General features: G+C 62.7%; 19 protein-coding genes. 15 read left to right on the top strand and 4 right to left on the bottom strand.

The annotated features are described in order from the left end of the window. Window positions 1–45 precede the first annotated feature (45 nt). From F506_RS14175 to F506_RS14145, 7 genes are all read left to right on the top strand, one after another. Window positions 46–1,617 (top strand): ABC transporter substrate-binding protein, encoded by a 1,572-nt coding sequence (locus F506_RS14175; protein WP_053198434.1) that lies wholly within the window; start codon window positions 46–48, stop codon window positions 1,615–1,617. 148 nt (window positions 1,618–1,765) lie between these two features. Further along, window positions 1,766–2,707 (top strand): ABC transporter permease, encoded by a 942-nt coding sequence (locus tag F506_RS14170; RefSeq protein WP_053198432.1) that lies wholly within the window; start codon window positions 1,766–1,768, stop codon window positions 2,705–2,707. 21 nt (window positions 2,708–2,728) lie between these two features. Next, window positions 2,729–3,562, top strand: a complete 834-nt coding sequence (locus F506_RS14165; protein WP_053198429.1) for an ABC transporter permease — start codon at window positions 2,729–2,731, stop codon at window positions 3,560–3,562. A gap of 13 nt (window positions 3,563–3,575) precedes the next feature. Beyond that, window positions 3,576–4,604 (top strand): ABC transporter ATP-binding protein, encoded by a 1,029-nt coding sequence (locus F506_RS14160; RefSeq protein ID WP_053198427.1) that lies wholly within the window; start codon window positions 3,576–3,578, stop codon window positions 4,602–4,604. Continuing rightward, a complete protein-coding gene (locus tag F506_RS14155) occupies window positions 4,601–5,608 on the top strand; it encodes an ABC transporter ATP-binding protein (protein WP_053198425.1) in 1,008 nt (335 codons plus the stop codon). Before F506_RS14160 ends, F506_RS14155 begins: the two co-directional genes overlap by 4 nt. Before the next feature lie 123 nt (window positions 5,609–5,731). Then, complete coding sequence (locus F506_RS14150; RefSeq protein WP_053198424.1) at window positions 5,732–8,068, top strand: FdhF/YdeP family oxidoreductase; 2,337 nt, start codon at window positions 5,732–5,734, stop codon at window positions 8,066–8,068. A gap of 8 nt (window positions 8,069–8,076) precedes the next feature. Continuing rightward, window positions 8,077–8,325 carry a helix-turn-helix domain-containing protein gene (locus tag F506_RS14145; protein ID WP_053198421.1) on the top strand — a complete coding sequence of 83 codons (249 nt, stop codon included), beginning with the start codon at window positions 8,077–8,079 and terminating at the stop codon, window positions 8,323–8,325. An 8-nt stretch (window positions 8,326–8,333) separates the two neighbouring features. Here the strand turns inward: F506_RS14145 and F506_RS14140 are convergent, their stop codons facing one another. Continuing rightward, a complete protein-coding gene (locus F506_RS14140; protein ID WP_053198419.1) occupies window positions 8,334–9,791 on the bottom strand; it encodes an aminotransferase-like domain-containing protein in 1,458 nt (485 codons plus the stop codon). Between the two features lie 59 nt (window positions 9,792–9,850). Between F506_RS14140 and F506_RS14135 the strand changes: the two genes are divergently transcribed. The 8 genes from F506_RS14135 to F506_RS14100 all read left to right on the top strand — a co-directional run bounded on the left by F506_RS14135 (window position 9,851) and on the right by F506_RS14100 (window position 17,901). Beyond that, window positions 9,851–10,519: a glutathione S-transferase gene (locus F506_RS14135; protein ID WP_053198417.1), complete on the top strand. Its 669-nt coding sequence runs from the start codon at window positions 9,851–9,853 to the stop codon at window positions 10,517–10,519. 205 nt (window positions 10,520–10,724) lie between these two features. Further along, window positions 10,725–11,369 carry a PepSY-associated TM helix domain-containing protein gene (locus F506_RS14130; protein WP_053198416.1) on the top strand — a complete coding sequence of 215 codons (645 nt, stop codon included), beginning with the start codon at window positions 10,725–10,727 and terminating at the stop codon, window positions 11,367–11,369. A gap of 39 nt (window positions 11,370–11,408) precedes the next feature. Continuing rightward, window positions 11,409–11,945 carry a DUF2271 domain-containing protein gene (locus F506_RS14125; protein ID WP_144424180.1) on the top strand — a complete coding sequence of 179 codons (537 nt, stop codon included), beginning with the start codon at window positions 11,409–11,411 and terminating at the stop codon, window positions 11,943–11,945. 14 nt (window positions 11,946–11,959) lie between these two features. Further along, window positions 11,960–12,784: a DUF4198 domain-containing protein gene (locus tag F506_RS14120; RefSeq protein ID WP_053198412.1), complete on the top strand. Its 825-nt coding sequence runs from the start codon at window positions 11,960–11,962 to the stop codon at window positions 12,782–12,784. Window positions 12,785–12,896: 112 nt separating this feature from the next. Beyond that, entirely contained in the window at window positions 12,897–13,910 is a 1,014-nt protein-coding gene (locus F506_RS14115; protein WP_053198409.1) for an FAD:protein FMN transferase, read from the top strand. After that, window positions 13,907–15,562, top strand: coding sequence for a sulfite reductase subunit alpha (locus tag F506_RS14110; protein ID WP_083457887.1), 1,656 nt, complete (start codon window positions 13,907–13,909; stop codon window positions 15,560–15,562). Before F506_RS14115 ends, F506_RS14110 begins: the two co-directional genes overlap by 4 nt. Before the next feature lie 93 nt (window positions 15,563–15,655). Then, window positions 15,656–16,981, top strand: coding sequence for a hemolysin family protein (locus tag F506_RS14105; protein ID WP_053198407.1), 1,326 nt, complete (start codon window positions 15,656–15,658; stop codon window positions 16,979–16,981). Window positions 16,982–17,037: 56 nt separating this feature from the next. Next, complete coding sequence (locus tag F506_RS14100; RefSeq protein ID WP_268762576.1) at window positions 17,038–17,901, top strand: DNA ligase; 864 nt, start codon at window positions 17,038–17,040, stop codon at window positions 17,899–17,901. Here F506_RS14100 and F506_RS14095 read toward each other — a convergent pair whose 3' ends face one another. The 3 genes from F506_RS14095 to F506_RS14085 all read right to left on the bottom strand — a co-directional run bounded on the left by F506_RS14095 (window position 17,902) and on the right by F506_RS14085 (window position 21,113). Beyond that, a complete protein-coding gene (locus F506_RS14095) occupies window positions 17,902–18,357 on the bottom strand; it encodes an NINE protein (RefSeq protein WP_053198405.1) in 456 nt (151 codons plus the stop codon). Between the two features lie 126 nt (window positions 18,358–18,483). Then, on the bottom strand, window positions 18,484–20,166 hold the full coding sequence (locus F506_RS14090) for a 2-isopropylmalate synthase (protein ID WP_053201620.1): 1,683 nt from the start codon (window positions 20,164–20,166) through the stop codon (window positions 18,484–18,486). A gap of 41 nt (window positions 20,167–20,207) precedes the next feature. Beyond that, the gene (locus F506_RS14085) at window positions 20,208–21,113 is read right to left on the bottom strand and encodes a DMT family transporter (protein ID WP_053201617.1); all 906 of its coding nucleotides are present in this window, start codon (window positions 21,111–21,113) and stop codon (window positions 20,208–20,210) included. Between the last annotated feature and the right edge of the window lie 72 nt (window positions 21,114–21,185).

Here is a 21,185-nt window from a genome sequence, read left to right as displayed (position 1 = left end):
TGGCGAAGCCAGGATTTTTAACCCAGCAGCATCGAGGAGAGGATGATGACAGTGCGAACTTTTTTACCGTCGTTCAACAAGGGCAGGCGTCTGCTATTTCAATGTGCAGTGAGCGCCGCCGTGTTGGTTGCGACGGGCGTATCGCCGCTGGCGCAGGCAGCTCCCGGTGGCGTCGCCAACCTGGCGATGGTGGCCGAGCCGCAAACGCTGGATCCGATGGCCTCGACCACCGATCTGGTCGCCACCATCATGCAGCACGTCTATGAACCGCTGTATACCTTCGACGCCAAGTGGGTCATCCAGCCGATGCTGGCGGAAAGCCTGCCCAAAGTGAGCGCCGACGGCAAGACAGTCACCATCGAATTGCGCAAGGGCGTCAAGTTCCACAACGGCAAGGAGATGAAGTCCGACGACGTCGTCGCTTCGCTCAAGCGCTGGATGGACATCGCGCCGCGCGGCAAGGCCGTATCGAAAGAGATCAAGAGCCTCGACGCCAAGGGGCCTTATACCGTCGTCCTGAGCATGCAGAACGCGTATGCGCCGCTGCTGGCGCACCTGGCGCTGCCATCCGGCTTCGCCGCGATCATGCCCAAGGAGTCCGCCGTCAATCCGCTCAAGGATTTCATCGGCACCGGTCCTTACCAGTTCAAGGAACGCAAACCTGACCAATACGTATTGCTGACCCGCTTCGACGGCTACAGCGCACGCAAGGAAGCGGCCAGCGGTTACGCCGGCAAGCGTGAAGCCCTGTTGTCCGAGCTGCGCTTCATTCCCGTGCCGAATCCGAACACCCGCGTGGAAGGCTCGCTGTCCGGCCAGTACCAGTTCGCCGATCTGCTGCCGGCCGAGGCTTCGCCGCGTCTTGCAGGCAAGTCCAATGTCGTGCCGGTCATCACCGCGCCGTTCGGGTTCCCGTACGTGGTGCTCAATACAGTGACCGGCCCGCTGCAAAAGCAGGGCGTGCGTCAGGCCATCCAGGCTGCGCTCAACATGAAGGAAATCATGACCGCCGGTTTCGGCGATCCGAAGTTCTTCTCCGTCGAAGGCAATCACTTCCCGAAGGGCTCGCCGTTCTATTCGATGGACGGGGTGGCCGCCTATAACCAGGCCAACGCCGCCAAGGCGCGCGACCTGGCTGCCAAGGCCGGGTACAAGGGCGAGCCGGTCAAGATCCTGACCAGCAAGCAGTACGAGTTCCACTACCGCATGGCGCTGGTCATGGGTGAAGAACTCAAGCTGGCCGGTTTCAAGGTGGACATGCAGGTGGTCGACTGGGCGACGCTGATCCAGCGCCGCAACGATCCGGCGCTGTGGGACATCTACATGACGCATTCGGCCTTCCTGCCAGAACCGACCTTGTCGCCGCCGCAGTTGAGCGATGGCGCACCGGGCGGCTGGAAGAGCGCCGGCAAGGACGTTTCGGTCACGGTGTTCTCGCACGAAATGGACCCGGCCCATCGCGGCGCACTGTGGGGCAAGGTGCAGAGCGTGGTCTACGACGAAGTGCCTTACATTCGCCTGGGCAGCTTCAACAGCCTGACCGCTCGATCCGCCAAGCTGCAGGGCTATGTGCCGATGCCATGGCCGTATTTCTGGAATACCAAGCTGGCTGACTGATCATTGCGATGAAGTTGGGCGTTCTGCCCGCCGGTAGAACGCCCAGCGGCAATGTCGTGTTTTTTGTACTGCAGAGGCAAGCGGTTTTCATCCTCGATGAAGCCGCTTGGCCGGCTGCATCCTTCTTTCCTTAACGGATTTCACGTTTATGTTACGTTACCTGTCAGGACGCTTCACCGGCATGGTGATCGTCATGCTGATCGTCGCCGTGCTGGTGTTCTTCATCACGCGCCTGGCGCCGGGCGATCCGGCTGCAATCATGCTGGGCGACCAGGCCACGGCGGCCGATATCGCCAAACTGCGTGCGCAGTACGGGCTCGATCAGCCCTTGCTCGTGCAGTTCGGCTTCTGGCTCAAGGAGCTGGCGCAGGGCAATCTCGGCCAATCGATTTTCTTGCAGATGCCCGTCACCGAAGCGCTGGCGTCACGCACCGAACCGACTTTCTTCCTGACCATTTTTTCGGTGGCGCTGGCCTGCCTGATCGGCATCCCGTGCGGCATCGTCTCGGCGGTGTGGCGCGGCCGCGCAGTCGATCAGATTTTCACCGGCGTCGCGATGCTGGGCGCCAGCATTCCGAGCTTCTGGTTCGGCCTGATCCTGATGCAGATATTTGCCGTCAAGATGGGCTGGTTCCCGGTGGCCGGCTACGGCGACCCGGGCGCCCCATTGCTGGATCGCCTGCATCACCTGCTGTTGCCGGCGGTGGTCCTGGGCGTGCTCAACTCGGCGCTGATCATTCGTTTCACCCGCGCCTCGATGCTCGACGTGCTGTCGGATGACTACGTGCGCACGGCGCGCGCCAAGGGCCTTAACGAGCGCCGCGTGATCCTGCGCCATGCCTTGCGCAATGCGCTCATTCCGGTAGTCACCGTGATCGGCCTGACGGCGGCGCTGATGATCGGCGGTGCGGTGGTGACCGAGACCGTGTTCGGTTTGCCGGGCGTGGGCAACCTGGTGGTGTCGGCGGTGCAGCGGCGCGACTATCCGGTGATCCAGGGCGCCTTGCTGGCGATTGCCGTGATCTACGTGCTGATCAACCTGGCCATCGATTTGCTGTACACGCTGATCGATCCGCGCGTGCGTTATTAATTCCTCGGAACCCAACTTCCCATGTTTGCTTTCCTTTCCAAATTCATGCGGCGCAAGCTGGTCATGTTCGGCGTGTTCACCTTGGTGGCGCTGACCTTGCTGGCGATCATCGTGCCGCTGACTTCTCCTTACGATCCGTCCGCGCTGGACATCATGGCGCGCCTGCAGGCACCGTCCGGCGCGCACTGGTTCGGCACCGACGAGTTCGGCCGCGACATCTTCACGCGCGTGCTGACCGGCGGCCGCTATTCGCTGACCATCGGTGCGCTGGTGGTGGTGGTGGCGCTGGCAGCGGGCGTGCTGATGGGCCTGTGCGCCGGTTTCTTCAAGCGCTTGGATGCGCCGATCATGCGCGTGGTCGACGCCATGATGTCGTTTCCCGACATCCTGCTGGCGATTGCGCTGGTGGCGATCCTCGGTTCGTCGCTGATCAACGTGGTGCTGGCGCTGGCGATCGTCTATACGCCGCGGGTAGCGCGCATCGTGCGGGCCTCGACGCTGGTGGTGCGCGAGCTGCTGTTCGTGGAAGCAGCGCGCGCCCTCGGCGTGTCGACTACACGCATCGTGTTTTTCCATGTGCTGGGCAACATCCTGTCGCCGATCCTGGTGCAGGGGACGTTCATTTTTGCCTACGCGATCCTGGCGGAAGCCGGCTTGTCCTTCCTCGGCGTCGGCGTACCGCCCGAACTGCCGACCTGGGGCACGATGATTTCATCCGGCCAGGCGTACGCCGAACAGGCGATCTGGCTCGTGGTATTTCCCGGCATTGCCATTGTCTTGTCGGCGCTGTCGCTGCAAATGGTGGGCGACGGCTTGCGCGACATGCTCGACCCGCGTCTGCGCAAGAGTCTTTGAGAGGTAGCTGATCATGCAACACATTATTGCGCCCAAGGGGGCGCCGCTGCTGGAGGTGGATAACCTGCAGACGCATTTCTTTACCGAGCAGGGCACCGTCAAGTCGGTCGACGGCGTCAGTTTCAGCGTCAATGCCGGCGAGACGCTGGCGGTGGTGGGCGAGTCCGGTTCCGGCAAGTCGGTGACCAGCCTGTCGATCATGGGCCTGATCCCGGCCGACGCCGGCCGCGTGGTCGGCGGCAGCATGCGCTTCAAGCGCCGCAACGGCGACACCGTCGATCTTGCGCGACTGTCGCAGAGCCAGTTGCGTCAATTGCGCGGCAATGAAATCGCGATGGTTTTCCAGGAGCCGATGACCAGCCTCAATCCGGTCTTCACGCTGGGCGAGCAGATCGCCGAGAGCGTGCGGCTGCATCTCGGCAAGAGTCACCGGGACGCCATGATCCATGCCCAGCGCATGCTGGAGCTGGTCGAGATTCCGGCTGCGGCGCGCCGCTTGTATGAGTATCCGCATCAGCTGTCGGGCGGCATGCGCCAGCGCGTGATGATCGCGCTGGCCTTGTCGTGCAATCCGACGCTGCTGATCGCCGACGAGCCGACGACTGCGCTCGACGTCACCATCCAGGCGCAAATCCTGGCGCTGCTGCAAAAACTGCAGCGCGAGACCGGCACCGGCATCCTGTTCATCACCCATAACCTCGGCGTGGTGGCGGAGATCGCCGATCGGGTCGCGGTCATGTATGCAGGCCGGATGGTGGAGCAGGGCAACGTGCCGCAGATTTTCGACAAGCCGCAGCATCCCTACACCACCGGCTTGCTCAATTGCCTGCCGGGGCGCAGCAAGCGCCATGCGGTCGCCGGCGAACGTCCGCGCCTGGCGGCCATTCCCGGTCAGGTCGCGAGTCCGTTGGCGCCGCCGCCGGGTTGTGCTTTCGAGCCGCGCTGCAGCCAGGCAAGCGACGTCTGCCGCCAGGCGATGCCGTCGCTGACGCTGGGGGCCGATGGCCACAATGTCCGTTGCATACTGAGGGAATCGGCATGAACAACGCCACAAGCACCGCCACAAACAACGCCATCGCTACACCTCTGGTCGAGGTGCGCAATCTGAAGAAGTATTTCAACGGCAAGCAAAAGGATGCGCCGATTCGCGCGGTCGACGACGTCAGCTTCACCATCGCCCCGGGCGAGGTGCTCGGCCTGGTCGGCGAATCCGGCTCCGGCAAGAGCACGGTCGGCCGCACCTTGCTGCGCCTGATGGAAAGCAGCGGCGGCGAAATCCGTTATCAGGGTGAGGAGATATCCACGCTTTCCCCTGCACGCATGCGCGCGCTGCGGCGCGAGATGCAGATCATTTTCCAGGATCCCTACGCCAGCCTGAATCCGCGCCAGCGCGTGCGCGACATCATCGGCGAGGCGCTCGATACCCACGGCCTGCATCGCGGTGCGGCGCGTGGGGCCCGCATCGCCGAACTGCTGCAACTGGTCGGCCTGCGCGCCGAGCATGGCGCGCGCTATCCGCATGAGTTTTCCGGCGGGCAGCGCCAGCGCATCGGCATCGCGCGTGCACTGGCGGTGGAGCCGCGTTTCATCGTCGCCGACGAGCCGGTGTCGGCGCTGGATGTGTCGATCCAGGCACAGGTGATCAACCTGCTGCAGGACTTGCGTCAGCGTTTCAACCTGGCGATGCTGTTCATTTCGCATGACCTTGACGTGGTGGAATACATCTGCGACCGCGTAGTGGTGCTGTATCTCGGCAAAGTGATGGAAATCGCCCCGGCGGCGGCCCTGTTCGAGCGGCCCCTGCATCCGTATTCGCAAGCCTTGCTGGCAGCTTCGCCGAAGCCGGAGTCGGACGCCCGCGAGCAGGCCCTGCTGCGCAAGCCTCTGCAAGGCGATTTGCCCAGCCCGGCCAATCCGCCGTCGGGGTGCGTGTTCCGCACGCGTTGTCCTTACGCACTGGAACTGTGCGCGGCGACGGTGCCGCAGTTGAAGGAAGTCGCGCCGGGCCGTTGGCGCGCCTGCCTGCGCGAAGACGTGCTGCTGTAGGAGGAGGGGGCTCTTCACGGAGCTCTTCGCTGTACTCTTTTTTATCGGGGCGTACTGTGTACGCCGTTCCGATCACGCTGCCTTAAACTGGTCACCATCTGAAATTGTATTGGTGGAGCACACATGGCCAAGGCTGGCAAAGCGAAGATCGAAACCTATAACAATCCCGCAGGCGGGTGGGGCGCGCTGAAGTACGTCGCGCTCAACCTGGTCAAGGAACATGTCGCCGACGGCAAGGGCCTGCGCACTTTGTTGTCGCAAAACCAACCAGACGGTTTCGATTGCCCCGGCTGTGCCTGGCCCGACCGCGAGCATACTTCGACCTTCGAGTTCTGCGAAAACGGCGTCAAGGCGGTGGCGGCCGAGGCTACCAAGAAACGCGTCACCAACGATTTCTTTGCGCGCCATACCGTCGCCGAGCTGATGCAGCAGTCGGACTACGAACTCGAAGATCATGGCCGCCTGACCGCGCCGATGGTCTACGACGCCGTCAGCGACAAGTACGTGCCGATCGCCTGGCCCCAGGCTTTCGAGCTGATCGCCCGGCATCTCAATGCGTTGCCCGATCCCGACATGGCCGACTTTTACGTGTCCGGGCGCGCCAGCAACGAGGCGGCGTTCCTGTTCCAGTTGTTTGTTCGTCAATACGGCACCAACAACTTCCCCGATTGCTCCAACATGTGCCACGAGCCGACCAGCGTCGGCTTGCCGGGCACGGTCGGCGTCGGCAAGGGCACCGTGCTGCTGGACGACTTCGACCTGTGCGACACCTTGTTCCTGTTCGGCCAGAATCCCGCCACCAATCATCCGCGCATGATGGGCGAGTTGCGCCATGCATCCAAGCGCGGCGCCACCATCGTCGCCATCAATCCGCTCAAGGAGCGCGGCCTGGAGCGCTTCGCCGATCCGCAAAGCAAGATGGAAATGCTGACCATGGGCAGCACCCAGATCAGTTCGATGTTCATCCATCCGACCCTGGGCGGCGACCTGGCGCTGATCAAAGGCGTCATCAAGCGCACCATCGAGCTCGACGACGAAGCCGTGGCGGCAGGCGCCGAGCGCGTGCTGGACGTGCAGTTCATCGCCGAGCACACTTCCGGCTTCGAGGAATTCGCCGCCGATGCGCGCGCCCAGAACTGGGAAGACATCATCGGCGAGTCCGGCGTCTCGCGTGCAGACATCGAAAAACTGACCCAGGTCTACGTGCGCGGCAAGGCCGTGATCGCCACCTGGGGCATGGGCCTGACCCAGCACAAGCATGCCGTCGGCACCATCCAGCTGTTGTCCAACATGATGATGTTGCGCGGGAATATCGGCCGTCCCGGCGCCGGCCTGTGCCCGGTGCGCGGTCACTCCAACGTGCAGGGCGACCGCACCGTCGGCATTGATGAGAAGCCGACCGACGCGTTCCTCGATCGGCTGGAGCAGGTGTTCGAATTCAAGGCGCCGCGCCACCACGGCAACGACACCGTGGGTTCGGTGATGGCGATGCTGGAAGGCCGCACCAAGGTCTTCATCGGGCTCGGCGGCAACTTCGCCATGGCCACGCCCGATACGCCGCGCACCTTCGACGCAATGCGCTCGTGCAACCTGACGGTGCATATCACCACCAAGCTCAACCGCAGCCATCTGGTGCACGGCAAGGACGCACTGATCCTGCCGACGCTGGGCCGTACCGAGATCGACCGGCAGGCCGGTGGTGCGCAAGGCGTGACGGTGGAAGACTCGATGAGCATGGTGCACGTCTCCTACGGGATCAACAAGCCGGCCTCGGAGCTGTGCATGTCGGAAACCGCGATCGTCGCGCACATCGCCGAAGCCACCATGAAGCATCGCAACAACGGCAAGAAGATCGAGTGGCTGTGGTACGCTGAAGATTATTCGCGCATCCGCGACGCCATCGAGAAAGTCTACGATTCCTTCAAGGACTACAACCAGCGCATCACCAATCCGGGCGGTTTCCATCTCGGCGTCGCTTCACGCGAACGCGTGTGGAAGACCGATACCGGCAAAGCCAATTTCGTGGTGCATGCGATTCCGCTGGATACGCCTATCCATCGCGCGCGCAAGATCCACGGCGACAAGCTGATGACGCTGATGACCACGCGCTCGCACGATCAGTACAACACCACCATCTATGGCATGGACGACCGTTATCGCGGCGTGTTCGGCCAGCGTCGCGTGATCTTCATCAACAAGCAGGATCTGGAGATGCTGGGTCTGAAGGATGGCGAATGGGTTGACGTGGTCAGCGTCTGGGACGACGGCATCGAGCGTCGCGCCGACGGTTTCCTGCTGGTCGAGTACGACATCCCGCGCGGTTGCCTGGGCAGCTACTATCCGGAAACCAATCCGCTGGTGCCGCTGGAGAGCTTCGCAGACAAGGCGCGCACGCCGACGTCGAAGTCGATTCCGGTGCTGCTGCATCGCGCCGCCGTGCAACACGCCAAGGTCGCGTAGACAAGCTCATGAACGAAGATCCGGAAGCCTTGCCGCCCGAGCTGGTGCGCATCCTGGACGAGTTGTACCAGGAGCACCAGCGCAGCGGCGCGCCGCTGTCGCTGGCGCGCCTGTCCAAGCGCACTGAACTGCGCATGAGCACATTGCGCAGGTTTTTGACGGCGCTGGAAGAGGCGGGGATTGCGACCGTGGTGGTCAACGATGACGGCACCGGCAACGCGACCCTGACCGCCACCGGGCTCAGGCTGCACGGTTAGCGGCGGCGCTAACTCAACTCCGCGACGATCTTTCCGATCGTCTTCAACGCTTTTTCGATCTCGGCCGACCACGTATAGCTGTAGTTGAGCCGGATGAAATTGCTGTACTGATTGGTGGCGGCAAAGATGCGCCCCGGTGCGATCGTGATGCCCAGCACCAGGCAGCGCCGGTACAACTCCATCGCTTCCACGCGCGGCGGCAGCTCTATCCACAGAATGTAGCCGCCGGCCGGCTCCGACACGCGCGTCCCCTCCGGAAAAAATCGCAGCACGAAATGGCGCATCAGGTCGCGCTGCTGCAGCAGGCCGCGCCGTACGCGCCGCAGGTGGCGTTCGTAGCCGCCTTGCGTCAGGTATTCGGCAATCGCGCGCTGCGGGATGGTGGGCGTAGCCAGCGTGTTGAGGAACTTGAGTTTCTCGACCTGGTTGCGGTAGCGTCCCGGGATCGCCCAGCCGACCCGGTAAGCCGAGCTCAGGCTCTTGGAAAACGACGAACAGTGCAGCACCAGGCCGTCGCGGTCATAGGTCTTGAGCGACGTCGGATGCGCAGCGCCGTAGAACAGTTCACTGTAGACCGCATCCTCGATCAGCGGCATGTCGTGCTGATGCGCGAGGTCGACCAGGCGCTTCTTGTTCGCGTCCGGCATCATCGAGCCGAGCGGATTCTGGAAATTCGGCATCACCATGCAAGCCGATATCTTCTGCGTCCGGAGCACTTCTTCAAGCGCATCGAGGTCCATGCCGGTCAGCGGATCGGTGGGGATTTCGACGGCGCGCATGCCCATGCGTTCGATCGCGTGCAGCATGGCGTAGAAGGTCGGGGTTTCGACCGCGATGGTGTCGCCCGGTTGCGCCACGGCCTGCAGGCAGAGGTTGATGGCTTCGGTGGCGCCGACGGTGATGATGATGTCTTCCGGATCGACGGCCAGGCCGGTTTCCAGGTAGCGCCGGGCGATCTGGCGCAACAGGTCGGGATGGCCCGGCGGCAGGTCGGTGAAGACGCTGAAGCTGTCGCTGTTGCGCGTGATGCGGCCGACGTACTGGCCGATGCGCTGCGACGGGAACAGCGCCGGATTCGGATAGGGCGAGCCGAGCGGGATGGTACCGTCCTGCTGGATGGTCCTGAGCGTGGCCAGCACCAGTCGGCTGACGTCAACTTCATGCGGCTGCTGGGTAGCGGGGTGCGAGGGCGGCAACAGCGTCACGGCGCTCGGCGTGCTCGCCGGCATAGCGGTCTTGCGTACGAAGTAGCCGGACTGCGGATGGCTTTCGATGATGCCGCGGCTTTCCAGCAATTCGTAGGCGCGCACGACGGTGGTCACACTCAGGCTGTGCTGCTGGCTGGCGACCCGCACCGAGGTCACGCGCTCGCCGGGTTGCAGCACGCCGGCGCTGATCGATGCCGCCAGTTCATCGGCGAATTTCTTGTAGAGCGGGATCTGGGGCGTTGTGGGTGTGCGCGGCATGCTTTTTTATATTGTGCTGTTATGCTTCTTGGGACGCATTCTACAGAAAGGCGCAGCACATGATCACTGTCCACCATTTGAACAACTCCCGCTCGCAACGTGTACTCTGGCTGCTGGAAGAGCTGGGGCTGGAGTACGACATCAAGTTCTACCAGCGCGATCCCAAGACCATGCTGGCGCCGAAGGAGCTGATGCAGGTGCATCCGCTCGGCAAGTCCCCGGTGATCACAGACGGCGACCTGACCATCGCCGAGTCCGGCGCGATCATCGAATACCTGGTCGAGCGCTACGGCGACGGCCGCTTCATCCCTGCAGCCGGCACGCAGGATCGCCTGCGTTATCGCTACTGGCTGCACTATGCCGAAGGCTCGGCGATGCCCTTGCTGCTGCTCAAGCTGATTTTCAGCCGCCTGCCGAAATCGGTGCCGGCGCTGATCCGGCCGGTGGCGCGCCTGATCTGCGGCGGCGTGCTGGGCCGCCTGGTCGAGCCGCAACTGAAGCGTCACTTGCACTATCTCGAAGGCGAACTGGCCCGCGGCGGCTGGTTTGCCGGCAGCAGCTTTTCTGCGGCGGACATCCAGATGAGCTTCCCGATCGAAGGCGCGCGTTCGCGCGGCGGCCTGGATGCGCACTACCCGAACCTGCTCAAATACCTCGAGGCGATTCACGCGCGGCCGGCTTATCAGCGCGCATTGCAGCGTGGCGGGCCGTACGAGTTGTTGCGCTGACCCTGCGCTAAATGGTCTTCACGTGAAAACGCCGCAGCGATCCTGCGGCGTTTTTCATTGGGTCATTGGGGCGGGGTCTTGTATCGGCGTGCAGCCGCATGTATCGCAAAGTAAATCCCTGATTTGGGTCTGTATTTTTTCTTATAGTAGAAGTTATAATGAGAATTATTATTATTTAGATGGCCTCAGCCGCTCGCAACACATCATGAAGCAAGCCTCCATCGCCGGGAAATTGCCTGACCAGAAGCGCCGCTCGTTCTGGCTCAGGCACCTGCATCAGTGGCACTGGATCAGTTCGGCGATTTGCCTGGTGGCAATGCTGCTGTTCGCCGCCACCGGCATCACGCTGAATCACTCGGCGCAGATCGAGGCGCACCCGCAGGTCTCCGGCAAGCAGGGGCAATTGCCGCATGATTTGCTGGTGCAGCTGAGCGCGCAGGAACACCGGGATAAAGACGCCGTACCGGCGCCGCTGGCGCGCTGGCTCGACCAGCAGTTCGGCATTGACGTCGGTCCGCAGCCCGGCGAGTGGTCGCCCGAAGAGCTGTATGTCTCGCTGCCGCGTCCGGGTGGCGACGCCTGGCTGCGCGTGGACCTCGGCAACGGCAAGATCGAATACGAAAAAACCGACCGCGGCTGGGTGTCGTACTTCAACGACTTGCACAAGGGCCGCAATACCGGCGCGGCATGGAGCTGGTTCATCGACATCTTCGCCGTCGCCTGCCTGGTGTTTTGCATTACCGGATTGTTCCTGCTGCAGCTGCATGCCGGCAACCGCCCGGTCACCTGGCCGCTGGTCGGTCTTGGGCTGGTGGTGCCGCTGGTGCTGGCGATCGTTTTCATCCACTGATTTTTTCCACGATTTTATTCACGAATGAGGTTGAGTCATATGCGCATGCTGGTTCCTGGTCTCTTGCCGACGGCGTTGTCGGCTGCCCTGACGGGCGTGGTGTCGTTGCCGGCGGTTGCGGCGGACCTGAATGTCAAAGTCGAAATCCCGCGACTGAATGTGGCCGAGTATCACCGTCCCTACGTCGCGGTCTGGCTGGAGCGTCCCGACCAGAGCGTCGCGGCCACGCTGGCCGTGTGGTACGACGTCAAGAAGAAGGACAAGGAAGGCGAGAAATGGCTGAAAGACCTGCGCCAATGGTGGCGTCGCACCGGCCGTGAAGTCCACATGCCGGTCGACGGCGTGAGCGGCGCCACGCGTCCCGCGGGCGACCAGCAACTGACCTTGAGCAGCGACAAGGGGCCGCTGGCGCAATTGCCTGCCGGGGACTACATCCTGATGGTCGAAGCGGCGCGTGAAGTCGGCGGCCGCGAAGTGGTCAAGGTGCCGCTGCAATGGCCGCCGAAGACTGCGCAAACCGCCAGGGGCAAGGGAGAATCCGAGCTCGGCGCCATCACGCTCGACTACAAACCTTAACGCCAGGGGACGACATGAAAACCTCTTTCAAACTCGCCGCGATGGCGATGACGCTGGCGATCGCTCTGCCGCTGCCGCTGCCGGCCAGCGCACACCGCACCTGGCTGCTGCCGTCGGCGACGGTATTGTCGGGCAATGATCCCTGGGTCAGCGTCGATGCTGCGGTGTCCAACGATCTGTTCTTCTTTGAAAGTTTCGCGCTGAAGCTCGACGGCCTGCAAGTGATTGCGCCGGACGGCACGTTCGCCAAGCCGGAGAATGCTTACACCGGCAAACTCCGCACCAGCTTCGATGTCCATCTGACGCAAGGCGGCACGTACAAAGTCGCGGTGTTGAGCAACAGTGTGTTCGGCACCTACAAGGACGCCGCCGGCCAGACCAAGCGCTGGCGCGGCACCGTCGAGACCATGAGCACGATCATTCCGGCCGATGCAAAAGATGTGCAGGTGACGCAGATGCAGGGCCGCATTGAAACCTTCGTCACTGCCGGCAAGCCGTCCAGAAAAGTGCTGGACCTGACCGGTACAGGACTGGAGCTGCAGGCCATCACGCATCCGACCGATCTGATCACCGGTGAAACCGCCGTCTTCCGCATGGTGCTCGACGGCAAACCGGCCGCCAGCCTCAAGGTGACGGTGGTGCCCGGTGGTACGCGCTATCGCGACAAGTTGAACGAACAGACGCTGACGACGGACACCGACGGAAAATTCAGCGTGACCTGGCCGGCGGCTGGTATGTACTGGCTGGAGGCCACGGTCAAGGACAACAAGCCCAACCTCAAGCCGGCCACGGATCGCCGCGCCAATTACACCGCCACCTTGGAAGTGCTGGCGCCATAAGTCGTACGCAGGCGTTCGCCGTACCGGCGGCGAGCGTTGTTGTACCGGCCGTCGCAGCGTGCTTGCATTGCTGGGGCGGCTTTCTCTTTTTGGAACTGAAGTTGTATTCCTCATGAATCGTGTCTTTATCCCTTTGAACCTGTCTGGGCCAGATCCGGTTCCCGCCGATGCGCTGGCCGGGAATCTCGCCGGTCAGACCATGGGTACGTCGTGGTCGGTCAAGCTGTTCCGTCCGCCGCAGCTTGATCTCCAGACGATCCGCGACGGTATTCAGCGACAGCTCGATCTGGTGATTGCGCAGATGAGCACCTGGAGCGCGACCTCGGACCTGAGCCGGTATAACCGGGCCGAGGCCGGCAGTTGGCATGTATTGCCGGCGCATTTCCTGCGCGTGCTGGACTGTGCGCTCAATATCGCCGAACGCAGCGGCGGCGCTTACGATCCCAGCGTCGGACCGCTGGTCAATTTATGGGGATTCGGTCCGGATCCGGCGAGCCTGGAGGCGCCCGATGCGGCATCGCTGGTGCAGGCGCGCGCACGTTGCGGCTGGCAACGCGTGCGCACCGACCGCACGCGCAACGCCCTGCTGCAGCCGGGCGGTTTGTACCTGGATTTCTCTTCGATCGCCAAAGGCTACGCCGTCGATCTGGTGGCCGGCTATTTGTGCAGCGTCGGCGTGCATAGTCATCTGGTTGAAATCGGCGGCGAGTTGCGCGGCCATGGCGTCAAGGCCGACGGTCAGCCCTGGTGGGTCGGTCTGGAGCAGCCGCCTGCGGCGGCCCCGGTCAATGGCGAACCCCGGATGCAAAGCATCGTCGCGCTGCACGGCCTGGCGCTGGCGACCTCGGGCGATTACCGGCGTTATTTTGAACACCAGGGGACGCGCTATTCCCACACCATCGATCCGCGCACGGCCCAGCCGGTTGCGCACGCGCTGGCCTCGGTTGCGGTGCTGCACGCCGACTGCATGACGGCCGACGCCTGGGCCACCGCGCTCATGGTGCTGGGCAACGAAGACGGCCTGGCGCTTGCACTGGAGGCCGGCCTGGCGGCGCTGTTCGTACGTCGCGACGGGGCGGGTTTCCGCGAAAGCATGACGCCCGCCATGCAGGCGATGCTGTCATGAGCAGGCGTGCGATCGCCGATTTTTTCCCGGGGCCGGGTTTGCCCGGCCTGGTTTGTGCGGTCGGTGCGACCGTCGCGGTGGCGCAAATGCGTTTGCTTGACGGCGCGGCCGGACGCCTGTTCGCCGCCGCGCTGGTGCTGATGCTTTATTGCGTATTCTGCCTTGTCGTCTTCGCCGGACATCGCCGCAAGCAGCAAGCCTTCGCGCGCTGGGAAGCCGGCGGCGCAGGCGCAGAAGCGGATGCCATCGTGGTGGCGTTCGCCAGTCAGACCGGATTTGCGGAGCAACTCGCGCTGCAGACTGCCCAGTCGCTGCAAGCCGCCGGCATGGCGGTGCGCCTGTGCGAACTGGGTCGACTGGACCTGGCGCAATTGCAATTGCAATTGGCGCAGCGCATCCTGTTCGTCGTCAGCACCACCGGCGAAGGCGATGCTCCCGACAGCGCCGCCGGTTTCGCGCGCAAGGTGATGGGACAGGAGGGCCGCTTCGAGGGCCTGCGTTATGGCGTGCTGGCGCTGGGCGATCGCAGCTACGGCCATTACTGCGCGTTCGGCCACGCGCTCGATGCCTGGCTGCGTCGCCATGGCGCGCAGGCCTTGTTCGACACGGTCGAAGTCGATGCCGGCGACAACGGCGCCTTGCGTCACTGGCAGCATCATCTGGGCGTCTTGAGCGGCCATACCGACATGGCGGACTGGAGCGCACCCACATACAAACGCTGGCGGTTGGCGCAGCGTCGCCTGCTTAACCCGGGCAGTGCGGGCGCGCCCGCTTTCCATCTTGCCCTGACGCCTGCAGACGCCCGACAAGCCCTGTCATGGCAAGCCGGCGACATCGTCGAAATCGGTCCACGCAACGCGCCTGCGAAAGTCGCTGCCTTGTTGCAGGCATTACAGATGGATGGACGGCAGGCGGTGCGTGACGAGACGCGCCAGACTTCGCTGAGCGAATTGCTGTCGCGTCGTCTGCTGCCCGACGATTTGCCGGCGTTGACGGCAATGCGCGCGTTGCCGTCAACGCCGCAGATGCTGGTCGAGCAATTGCGGCCGTTGCCGCATCGGGAATATTCCATCGCTTCGCTGCCGCAGGATGGCAGGCTGGAATTGCTGGTGCGCCAGACCGTGCTGGCCGACGGCAGCCTCGGTCTTGGTTCCGGCTGGCTGACCGCGCATCTGGGCGAAGGCGACGAACTGGATCTGCGCGTGCGGGAAAACCGCAGTTTCCATCCGCCGGCATCCGACATACCGCTGATCCTGATCGGCAACGGTACAGGTCTGGCGGGTCTGCGGGCGCATATGAAGGCGCGCATCGCCGCCGGCCGGCATCGCAACTGGCTGTTGTTCGGCGAGCGATCGGAGCAGCATGATTTCTTCCAACGCGAAGAAGTCGGGCGCTGGCGCGCGCAAGGCGTGCTGCAGCGACTCGATCTGGCGTTCTCACGCGATCAGACCGCACGCGTCTACGTGCAGGACAAGCTGCGCGAGGCCGGAGACGAGTTGCTGCGCTGGGTGGATGACGGCGCGGCGATCTATGTCTGCGGCAGCCTGGAAGGCATGGCGGCAGGCGTGGCGCAGGTCTTGCACGAGACGCTGGGCGAAGAAATGCTGGAGACCATGGCCGCAAGCGGCCGCTATCGCCGCGACGTGTACTGAACTCGCGACGCGCGCATCGGGATGTTGCGCTGGTGTACTTTTCTCCCGCGGCAGGCGAGAATGGGTGCATCGCGACTTCAAGAGATAAGAAAAATGAGTTTTTTCGCCAGTTTTTTATTGATCCTCTTGCTCGTGGTCATCAGCGCGTTTTTGTCCTGCGCCGAAATTTCCCTGGCGGCGTCGCGCAAGATCCGCCTCGAAATGCTGGCCAAGGAAGGCGACGACAACGCCTTGCGGGTACTGGCCCTGCAAGCGCAGCCGGGCAACTTTTTCACGGTGGTGCAGATCGGCCTGAACGCGGTCGCCATCCTCGGCGGCGTGGTCGGCGAGCCGGCGCTGACGCCGCACATGGCCGATCTGGTCGGGACTTTCTACCAGGGCCCGATGCTGGAAACCATCAGCTTCTCAATTTCCTTCCTGCTGGTCACCTCGTTCTTCATCCTGTTCGCCGACCTGATGCCCAAGCGCCTGGCGATGCTGGCGCCGGAGCGCGCAGCGATCGTGCTGGTCGGTCCGATGCTGGTGCTGGAGCGTTTGTTCAAGCCGCTGATCTGGTTCTTCAACGGCCTGTCGAAAATGTTCTTCACCCTGTTCGGCCTGCCGCAGGTACGCCATGACGTGATCACGCCCAACGAAATCCACGCCATCGTCGACGCCGGTGCGCAAGCCGGCGCGCTGCTGCGCCAGGAACATCACCTGATCGAGAACGTGTTCGAGCTCGAAAGCCGCTATGTACCCTCGGCCATGACCCAGCGCGAGAGCATCGTGTACTTCCTGATCACCGACACCGAAGAAATGCTGCGCCAGAAAATCATCGACCATCCGCATTCGCGTTTCCTGGTCTGTGAAAACAACATCGACGACGTGCTCGGCTACATCGACAGCAAGGACGTGCTCAAGCGCCTGCTCAAGGGCGAGCAGTTTTCGCTGCAGGACAAGGGACTGATCCACGTGCCGCTGTCGATCCCCGACAGCCTCAACCTGTGGGAGGTCCTGGAGCGCATGAAGGCGGTCGACGAAGACCTCGCGATCGTGGTCAACGAATACGCGCTGGTGGTCGGCATCATCAGCATTACGGACGTCACCAGCGTGCTGATGGGCAATCTGCTGAACCTGTCCTCGGAAGAACAGCAGATCGTCAAGCGCGACGAGAATTCCTGGCTCATGGACGGTCTCACGCCGCTGGCTGAAGTGATGAACGCGCTCGACATCGACGAGTATCCGAATCCGATGGGATACGAAACGCTGGCCGGCTTCATCATGTACATGCTGCGCAAGATCCCGAAGAAGACCGATTTCGCGCTGTTCTCCGAGTACAAGTTCGAAGTGGTGGACATCGAAGGCAATCGCATCAACCAGTTGCTGGTGACGCGCTACAAGGCGGAAAAAAGCGACAAGCCCGAACAAGAAAAAGTCTGATCGACCGGCCGGGTTTCATTCACAGGGGAGGGATTTCTTCGGAGTCAAGGATCCCTATGCATCACGTTACATCCATCATCGGCGCGCGCTCGCGCCGTTTTTGTCTTTTCCTTCTGTTTCTCTTTTTCGCGCACGGCGTCGCTACCGCCGAACGCGCGCCGGTCATGCTGGCCAACGTCTATCGTCCGGGTATTGCACTTGAGGATTATTGGGTCAGCGAAAAATACGACGGCGTGCGCGGCTTATGGGATGGACGTCGCCTGCTCACGCGTGGAGGAGAGACGATCCACGCGCCGGCCTGGTTTGTCGCCGGCTGGCCGGCTGTGCCGCTCGATGGAGAATTGTGGGCGGGACGCGGCGGCTTCCAGCAAGCGGTGTCGACGGTGCGGCAGCAGACACCCGACGACAAGGCCTGGAGCAAGATGCGTTTCATGGTATTCGACATGCCTGGCCAGGCCGGCGATTTCACTTCGCGCCTGCGCACGACGCGCAGCACCGTGCAGCAGATGAACTTGCCTTGGGTGCAGGCGGTCGAGCAGCGCAAGGTCGCCGATCATGCCGCCTTGCAGGCGCTGCTCGATCGCACCGTTGCACAGGGCGGAGAAGGTCTGATGCTGCATCGCGGATCATCGCTGTACCGCGCCGAACGCAACGACGACCTGCTCAAGTTCAAACCGTATGAAGACACGGAAGCGAGAGTGGTCGGGCATCTGCCCGGAAAAGGGAAATACGCCGGCATGCTCGGCGCCTTGGAAGTGGAAACGCCGGGCGGGGTACGCTTCAAGCTGGGCAGCGGCCTCACCGACGCCCAGCGTCGCGATCCGCCGGCAATCGGTGCACTGGTAACCTACCGCTATCGCGGATTCAACGATAGCGGCATCCCGCGCTTTGCGGTGTTCATGCGTGTCAGGGAAGAGTGATCAGCTGCGCAAGCCGGACGCATGATTGCGTTCGGAAATCTGCGTATTGAGCGTCCAGAAATCGTACAGCACGCCGATCAGGAACAGGCCGCCGGTGAACAGGTAAATGATGCCGCTGACCCATTTGCCCATGTACATGCGATGCACGCCGAAGAAGCCGAGGAAGGTCAGCAGCAGCCACGCCACCGAATAGTTGATGCCGCCGCCGCTGAAGCGCTGGTCGGCCTCCTTGTCCATGGAAGGGATCAGGAACAGGTCGATGATCCAGCCGATACCCAGCAGCCCCAGCGTGAAGAACCAGATGGTGCCGGTCAGCGGCTTGCCGTAGTAAAACCGATGCGCTCCGGTGAAACCGAAAATCCACAGCAGGTAGCCGATGGTCTTGCTATGCGTGTCGTGGACGGGCATGCCTGAACCGGCTCCAGTCCCGATGGCCGCGTTTGTTCTCATGTTCATGCAGTTTCCTCTCGTTGTCTTGTTGAAATGTCCCGGCGGGCGGGCAGATGGCTTGCGCGTCGCCCTCATTGTCTTGGGGAGCGGAAAGCGGGATTAGTTCCTGGACAGGTTCCGACGCCGTCTTGGTCAGGAGTGCAGACGGTTGGCTGCGCTGAGGACTGCAAGTATCGACGCTGTCACGATATTGACGTGTCGCGCTGCACCGAAACGCGTGCCGGCCACACCTGGTGATGCCGCCTCGACGATAGCCCAGGCCTGGGCCTGTGCGCCGCTGCCGATGCTGCGTTCTTCGTAGCTGTCGATGCGCAGTCCTTCCAGTCCCGCCAGTCCCGCCAGTCCGCTTCGCAGGGCATTCACCGTGGCGGCGATGGGACCGTTGCCGGTGCCGTTCAGGTGGATCGCGATACCGTCCACAGCCAATTCCAGCAGGATTTCCTGAGTGGCGTCCGGATTGCTCAGTTGATGGCTGAGGTAGCGGACGCGTCCATTTTGCGTGGAGGAGGCAAGATAGGTCCTTTCAAACAGGTTCCATAAGGCGGCGCTGCTGATTTCGGTTTCGCTGGCATCAGCGTGTTTCTGCACGATGGCGCTGAACTCCACCTGCATGCGGCGCGGCATGACAATGCCATGATCGCGCTCCAGCAAAAAGGCGATGCCGCCTTTTCCCGATTGGCTGTTGACGCGCACGATGCTGTCGTAGGTGCGGCCGATATCCTGCGGATCGATCGGAAGGTAGGGGACGCGCCACAAGCCATCCGGTTTCTGCGCCGCGAAGCCTTTCCTGATCGCGTCCTGATGTGAGCCGGAGAACGCGGTGAATACCAGATCGCCGACGTAAGGATGGCGCGGATGGATGGGCAGGGCGGTGCAGTTTTCAGCCACGCGCGCGACCGCAGCGATGTCGGAGAAATCGAGCTGCGGATCGATGCCGTTGGCGTACAGGTTGAGCGCCAGTGTTACGACGTCGAGATTGCCGCTGCGCTCACCGTTGCCGAACAGGCAGCCTTCGACGCGTTGGGCGCCGGCCAGCAGCGCCTGTTCCGCGCAAGCCACGCCGGTGCCGCGATCGTTGTGCGGATGCACGGACAGCACCACATGCTCGCGGCGCGGCAGGCGCCGGTGCATCCATTCGATCTGGTCGGCGAAGACGTTGGGTGTGCTGACTTCCACGGTGGTCGGCAGATTGATGATGACCGGTCGGCCTGGACCGGCGTCCCAGGTTTCGATGGCGATACTGCAGGCCTGCAGCGAGACATCGAGTTCAGCCATGCAAAAAGTTTCAGGCGAATACTGCAAGATCCATTCGGTTTCCGGATGTTGCGCAGTGAGGTCTTTCAGCAGGCGCACGTTGCGTTCGATCAGCTGCATCACTTGCGGCACGCTCAGGCCGAACACCACTTCGCGCCACAGCGGCGCCACGGCGTTGTAGAAATGCACGATGGCGCGGGGCGCGCCCTGCAGCGATTCGATGGTGCGCACGATCTGTTCTTCGCGCAATTGCGTCATGACCATCGGCGTGACGTCGGCCGGAATATGCCTGCCGGTGATCAGCGTACGTACGACGTCGAAATCGGTTTGTGAACCGGCTGGGAAGCCGACTTCGATTTCCTTGAAGCCGAGCCTGACCAGTTCGTGGAACAAGGTCAGTTTGCGTTCGCTGTTCATCGGTTCGAACAAGGCCTGGTTCCCGTCGCGCAGATCGGTGGACAGCCAGACCGGCGCTTTTTCGATGGTGCGCGAAGGCCATCGGCGGTCAGGAAGATCGATGGCGGGAAGGGCGCGGTATTTGGTGTGAGGATGAGCAATCATGATATCGGTCTGTGCGGTCTGTGGAGAGGATGAACGGAGCATCAGCGATAGCCGGCGCGTGCGCCGAACAGGGGCTGCTGCACGATCTGCGTCAGCAGCACGCCGGCCAGGCTGACGCCACCGCCGATGAGGTGATAGGCGTGCATGCTTTCGTTCAGCCAGAGAATGGCGAACAGCGCCGTCAGCACCGGCAACAAGTTGATGAAAATGCTGCAGCGGCTGGGACCGAGTTTCTTCACACCTTCGATCCACAGGAACGACAGCAGGATCGACGAGCCGATACCGGAGTACGCGATCAGCGGCAGCGTGCGTGCATCCAGCGCCGCGGCGCCGGCCGGTAGCAGCAGGAACTGCGGCAGCATCAGTACGAGCGCCGCCACAGCCTGCACGTACACTGCCTGCCAGACCGGTACATTCATCTTCCAGCGGCGCAGCAGTACACCGTAGAGCGCGTAAGAGAATGCCGCCAGCAGCATCAGTGCGTCGCCCCGATGCACGCCTTCATGCATCGCCGCGCCGAGGTCGCCGTGTCCGACCAGATACAGCAACCCGGCGAACGACAGCAGGCCGCCCGCAGCCATGCCGACCGTGACCGCTTCACCCAGTACGAGGACGCTCAAGAGCGCCGTCAACAGCGGAATCAGCGCGGTGACGATGGCCATGTTGGTGGCCGTGGTGCTCTCTGCGGCACGATAGGACAGGCTCTGGAACAGCGCCATCGCCAGCAATCCGGACAATGCCAGTTGCCACCAGTGGCGTCGGATCTGGATGCGGTTGCGCCACAACGGGCGCAGCATGAACGGACTCATGAGCAGCAACACCAGGATCAGTCGATAAAAGGTGATGGCGGCCGGAGAAATTGCGGAGGCTGCCATTTTCGAGACGATGACGTTGCCGGCCCAGAGCACGATGGCGAGGAAGGGATAGAGATAGGAGGTCAGTGGCATGGCGGTTTGGATGATGTCGGACAAGGAATTGCAAACAGGAGGGCTCATCTTGCTGGGAAACGCCAAGTCCGT

The organism is Herbaspirillum hiltneri N3 (assembly GCF_001267925.1).
Classification (GTDB): domain Bacteria; phylum Pseudomonadota; class Gammaproteobacteria; order Burkholderiales; family Burkholderiaceae_D; genus Herbaspirillum; species Herbaspirillum hiltneri.
This window is presented reverse-complemented; position numbering and strand designations above follow the sequence as displayed.

Bases quoted from the DNA above. Each gene is read 5' to 3' on its own strand.
- F506_RS14175 (WP_053198434.1), top strand. From the start codon at position 46: ATGACAGTGCGAACTTTTTTACCGTCGTTCAACAAGGGCAGGCGTCTG.
- F506_RS14170 (WP_053198432.1), top strand. From the start codon at position 1,766: ATGTTACGTTACCTGTCAGGACGCTTCACCGGCATGGTGATCGTCATG.
- F506_RS14165 (WP_053198429.1), top strand. From the start codon at position 2,729: ATGTTTGCTTTCCTTTCCAAATTCATGCGGCGCAAGCTGGTCATGTTC.
- F506_RS14160 (WP_053198427.1), top strand. From the start codon at position 3,576: ATGCAACACATTATTGCGCCCAAGGGGGCGCCGCTGCTGGAGGTGGAT.
- F506_RS14155 (WP_053198425.1), top strand. From the start codon at position 4,601: ATGAACAACGCCACAAGCACCGCCACAAACAACGCCATCGCTACACCT.
- F506_RS14150 (WP_053198424.1), top strand. From the start codon at position 5,732: ATGGCCAAGGCTGGCAAAGCGAAGATCGAAACCTATAACAATCCCGCA.
- F506_RS14145 (WP_053198421.1), top strand. From the start codon at position 8,077: ATGAACGAAGATCCGGAAGCCTTGCCGCCCGAGCTGGTGCGCATCCTG.
- F506_RS14140 (WP_053198419.1), bottom strand. From the start codon at position 9,791: ATGCCGCGCACACCCACAACGCCCCAGATCCCGCTCTACAAGAAATTC.
- F506_RS14135 (WP_053198417.1), top strand. From the start codon at position 9,851: ATGATCACTGTCCACCATTTGAACAACTCCCGCTCGCAACGTGTACTC.
- F506_RS14130 (WP_053198416.1), top strand. From the start codon at position 10,725: ATGAAGCAAGCCTCCATCGCCGGGAAATTGCCTGACCAGAAGCGCCGC.
- F506_RS14125 (WP_144424180.1), top strand. From the start codon at position 11,409: ATGCGCATGCTGGTTCCTGGTCTCTTGCCGACGGCGTTGTCGGCTGCC.
- F506_RS14120 (WP_053198412.1), top strand. From the start codon at position 11,960: ATGAAAACCTCTTTCAAACTCGCCGCGATGGCGATGACGCTGGCGATC.
- F506_RS14115 (WP_053198409.1), top strand. From the start codon at position 12,897: ATGAATCGTGTCTTTATCCCTTTGAACCTGTCTGGGCCAGATCCGGTT.
- F506_RS14110 (WP_083457887.1), top strand. From the start codon at position 13,907: ATGAGCAGGCGTGCGATCGCCGATTTTTTCCCGGGGCCGGGTTTGCCC.
- F506_RS14105 (WP_053198407.1), top strand. From the start codon at position 15,656: ATGAGTTTTTTCGCCAGTTTTTTATTGATCCTCTTGCTCGTGGTCATC.
- F506_RS14100 (WP_268762576.1), top strand. From the start codon at position 17,038: ATGCATCACGTTACATCCATCATCGGCGCGCGCTCGCGCCGTTTTTGT.
- F506_RS14095 (WP_053198405.1), bottom strand. From the start codon at position 18,357: ATGAACATGAGAACAAACGCGGCCATCGGGACTGGAGCCGGTTCAGGC.
- F506_RS14090 (WP_053201620.1), bottom strand. From the start codon at position 20,166: ATGATTGCTCATCCTCACACCAAATACCGCGCCCTTCCCGCCATCGAT.
- F506_RS14085 (WP_053201617.1), bottom strand. From the start codon at position 21,113: ATGCCACTGACCTCCTATCTCTATCCCTTCCTCGCCATCGTGCTCTGG.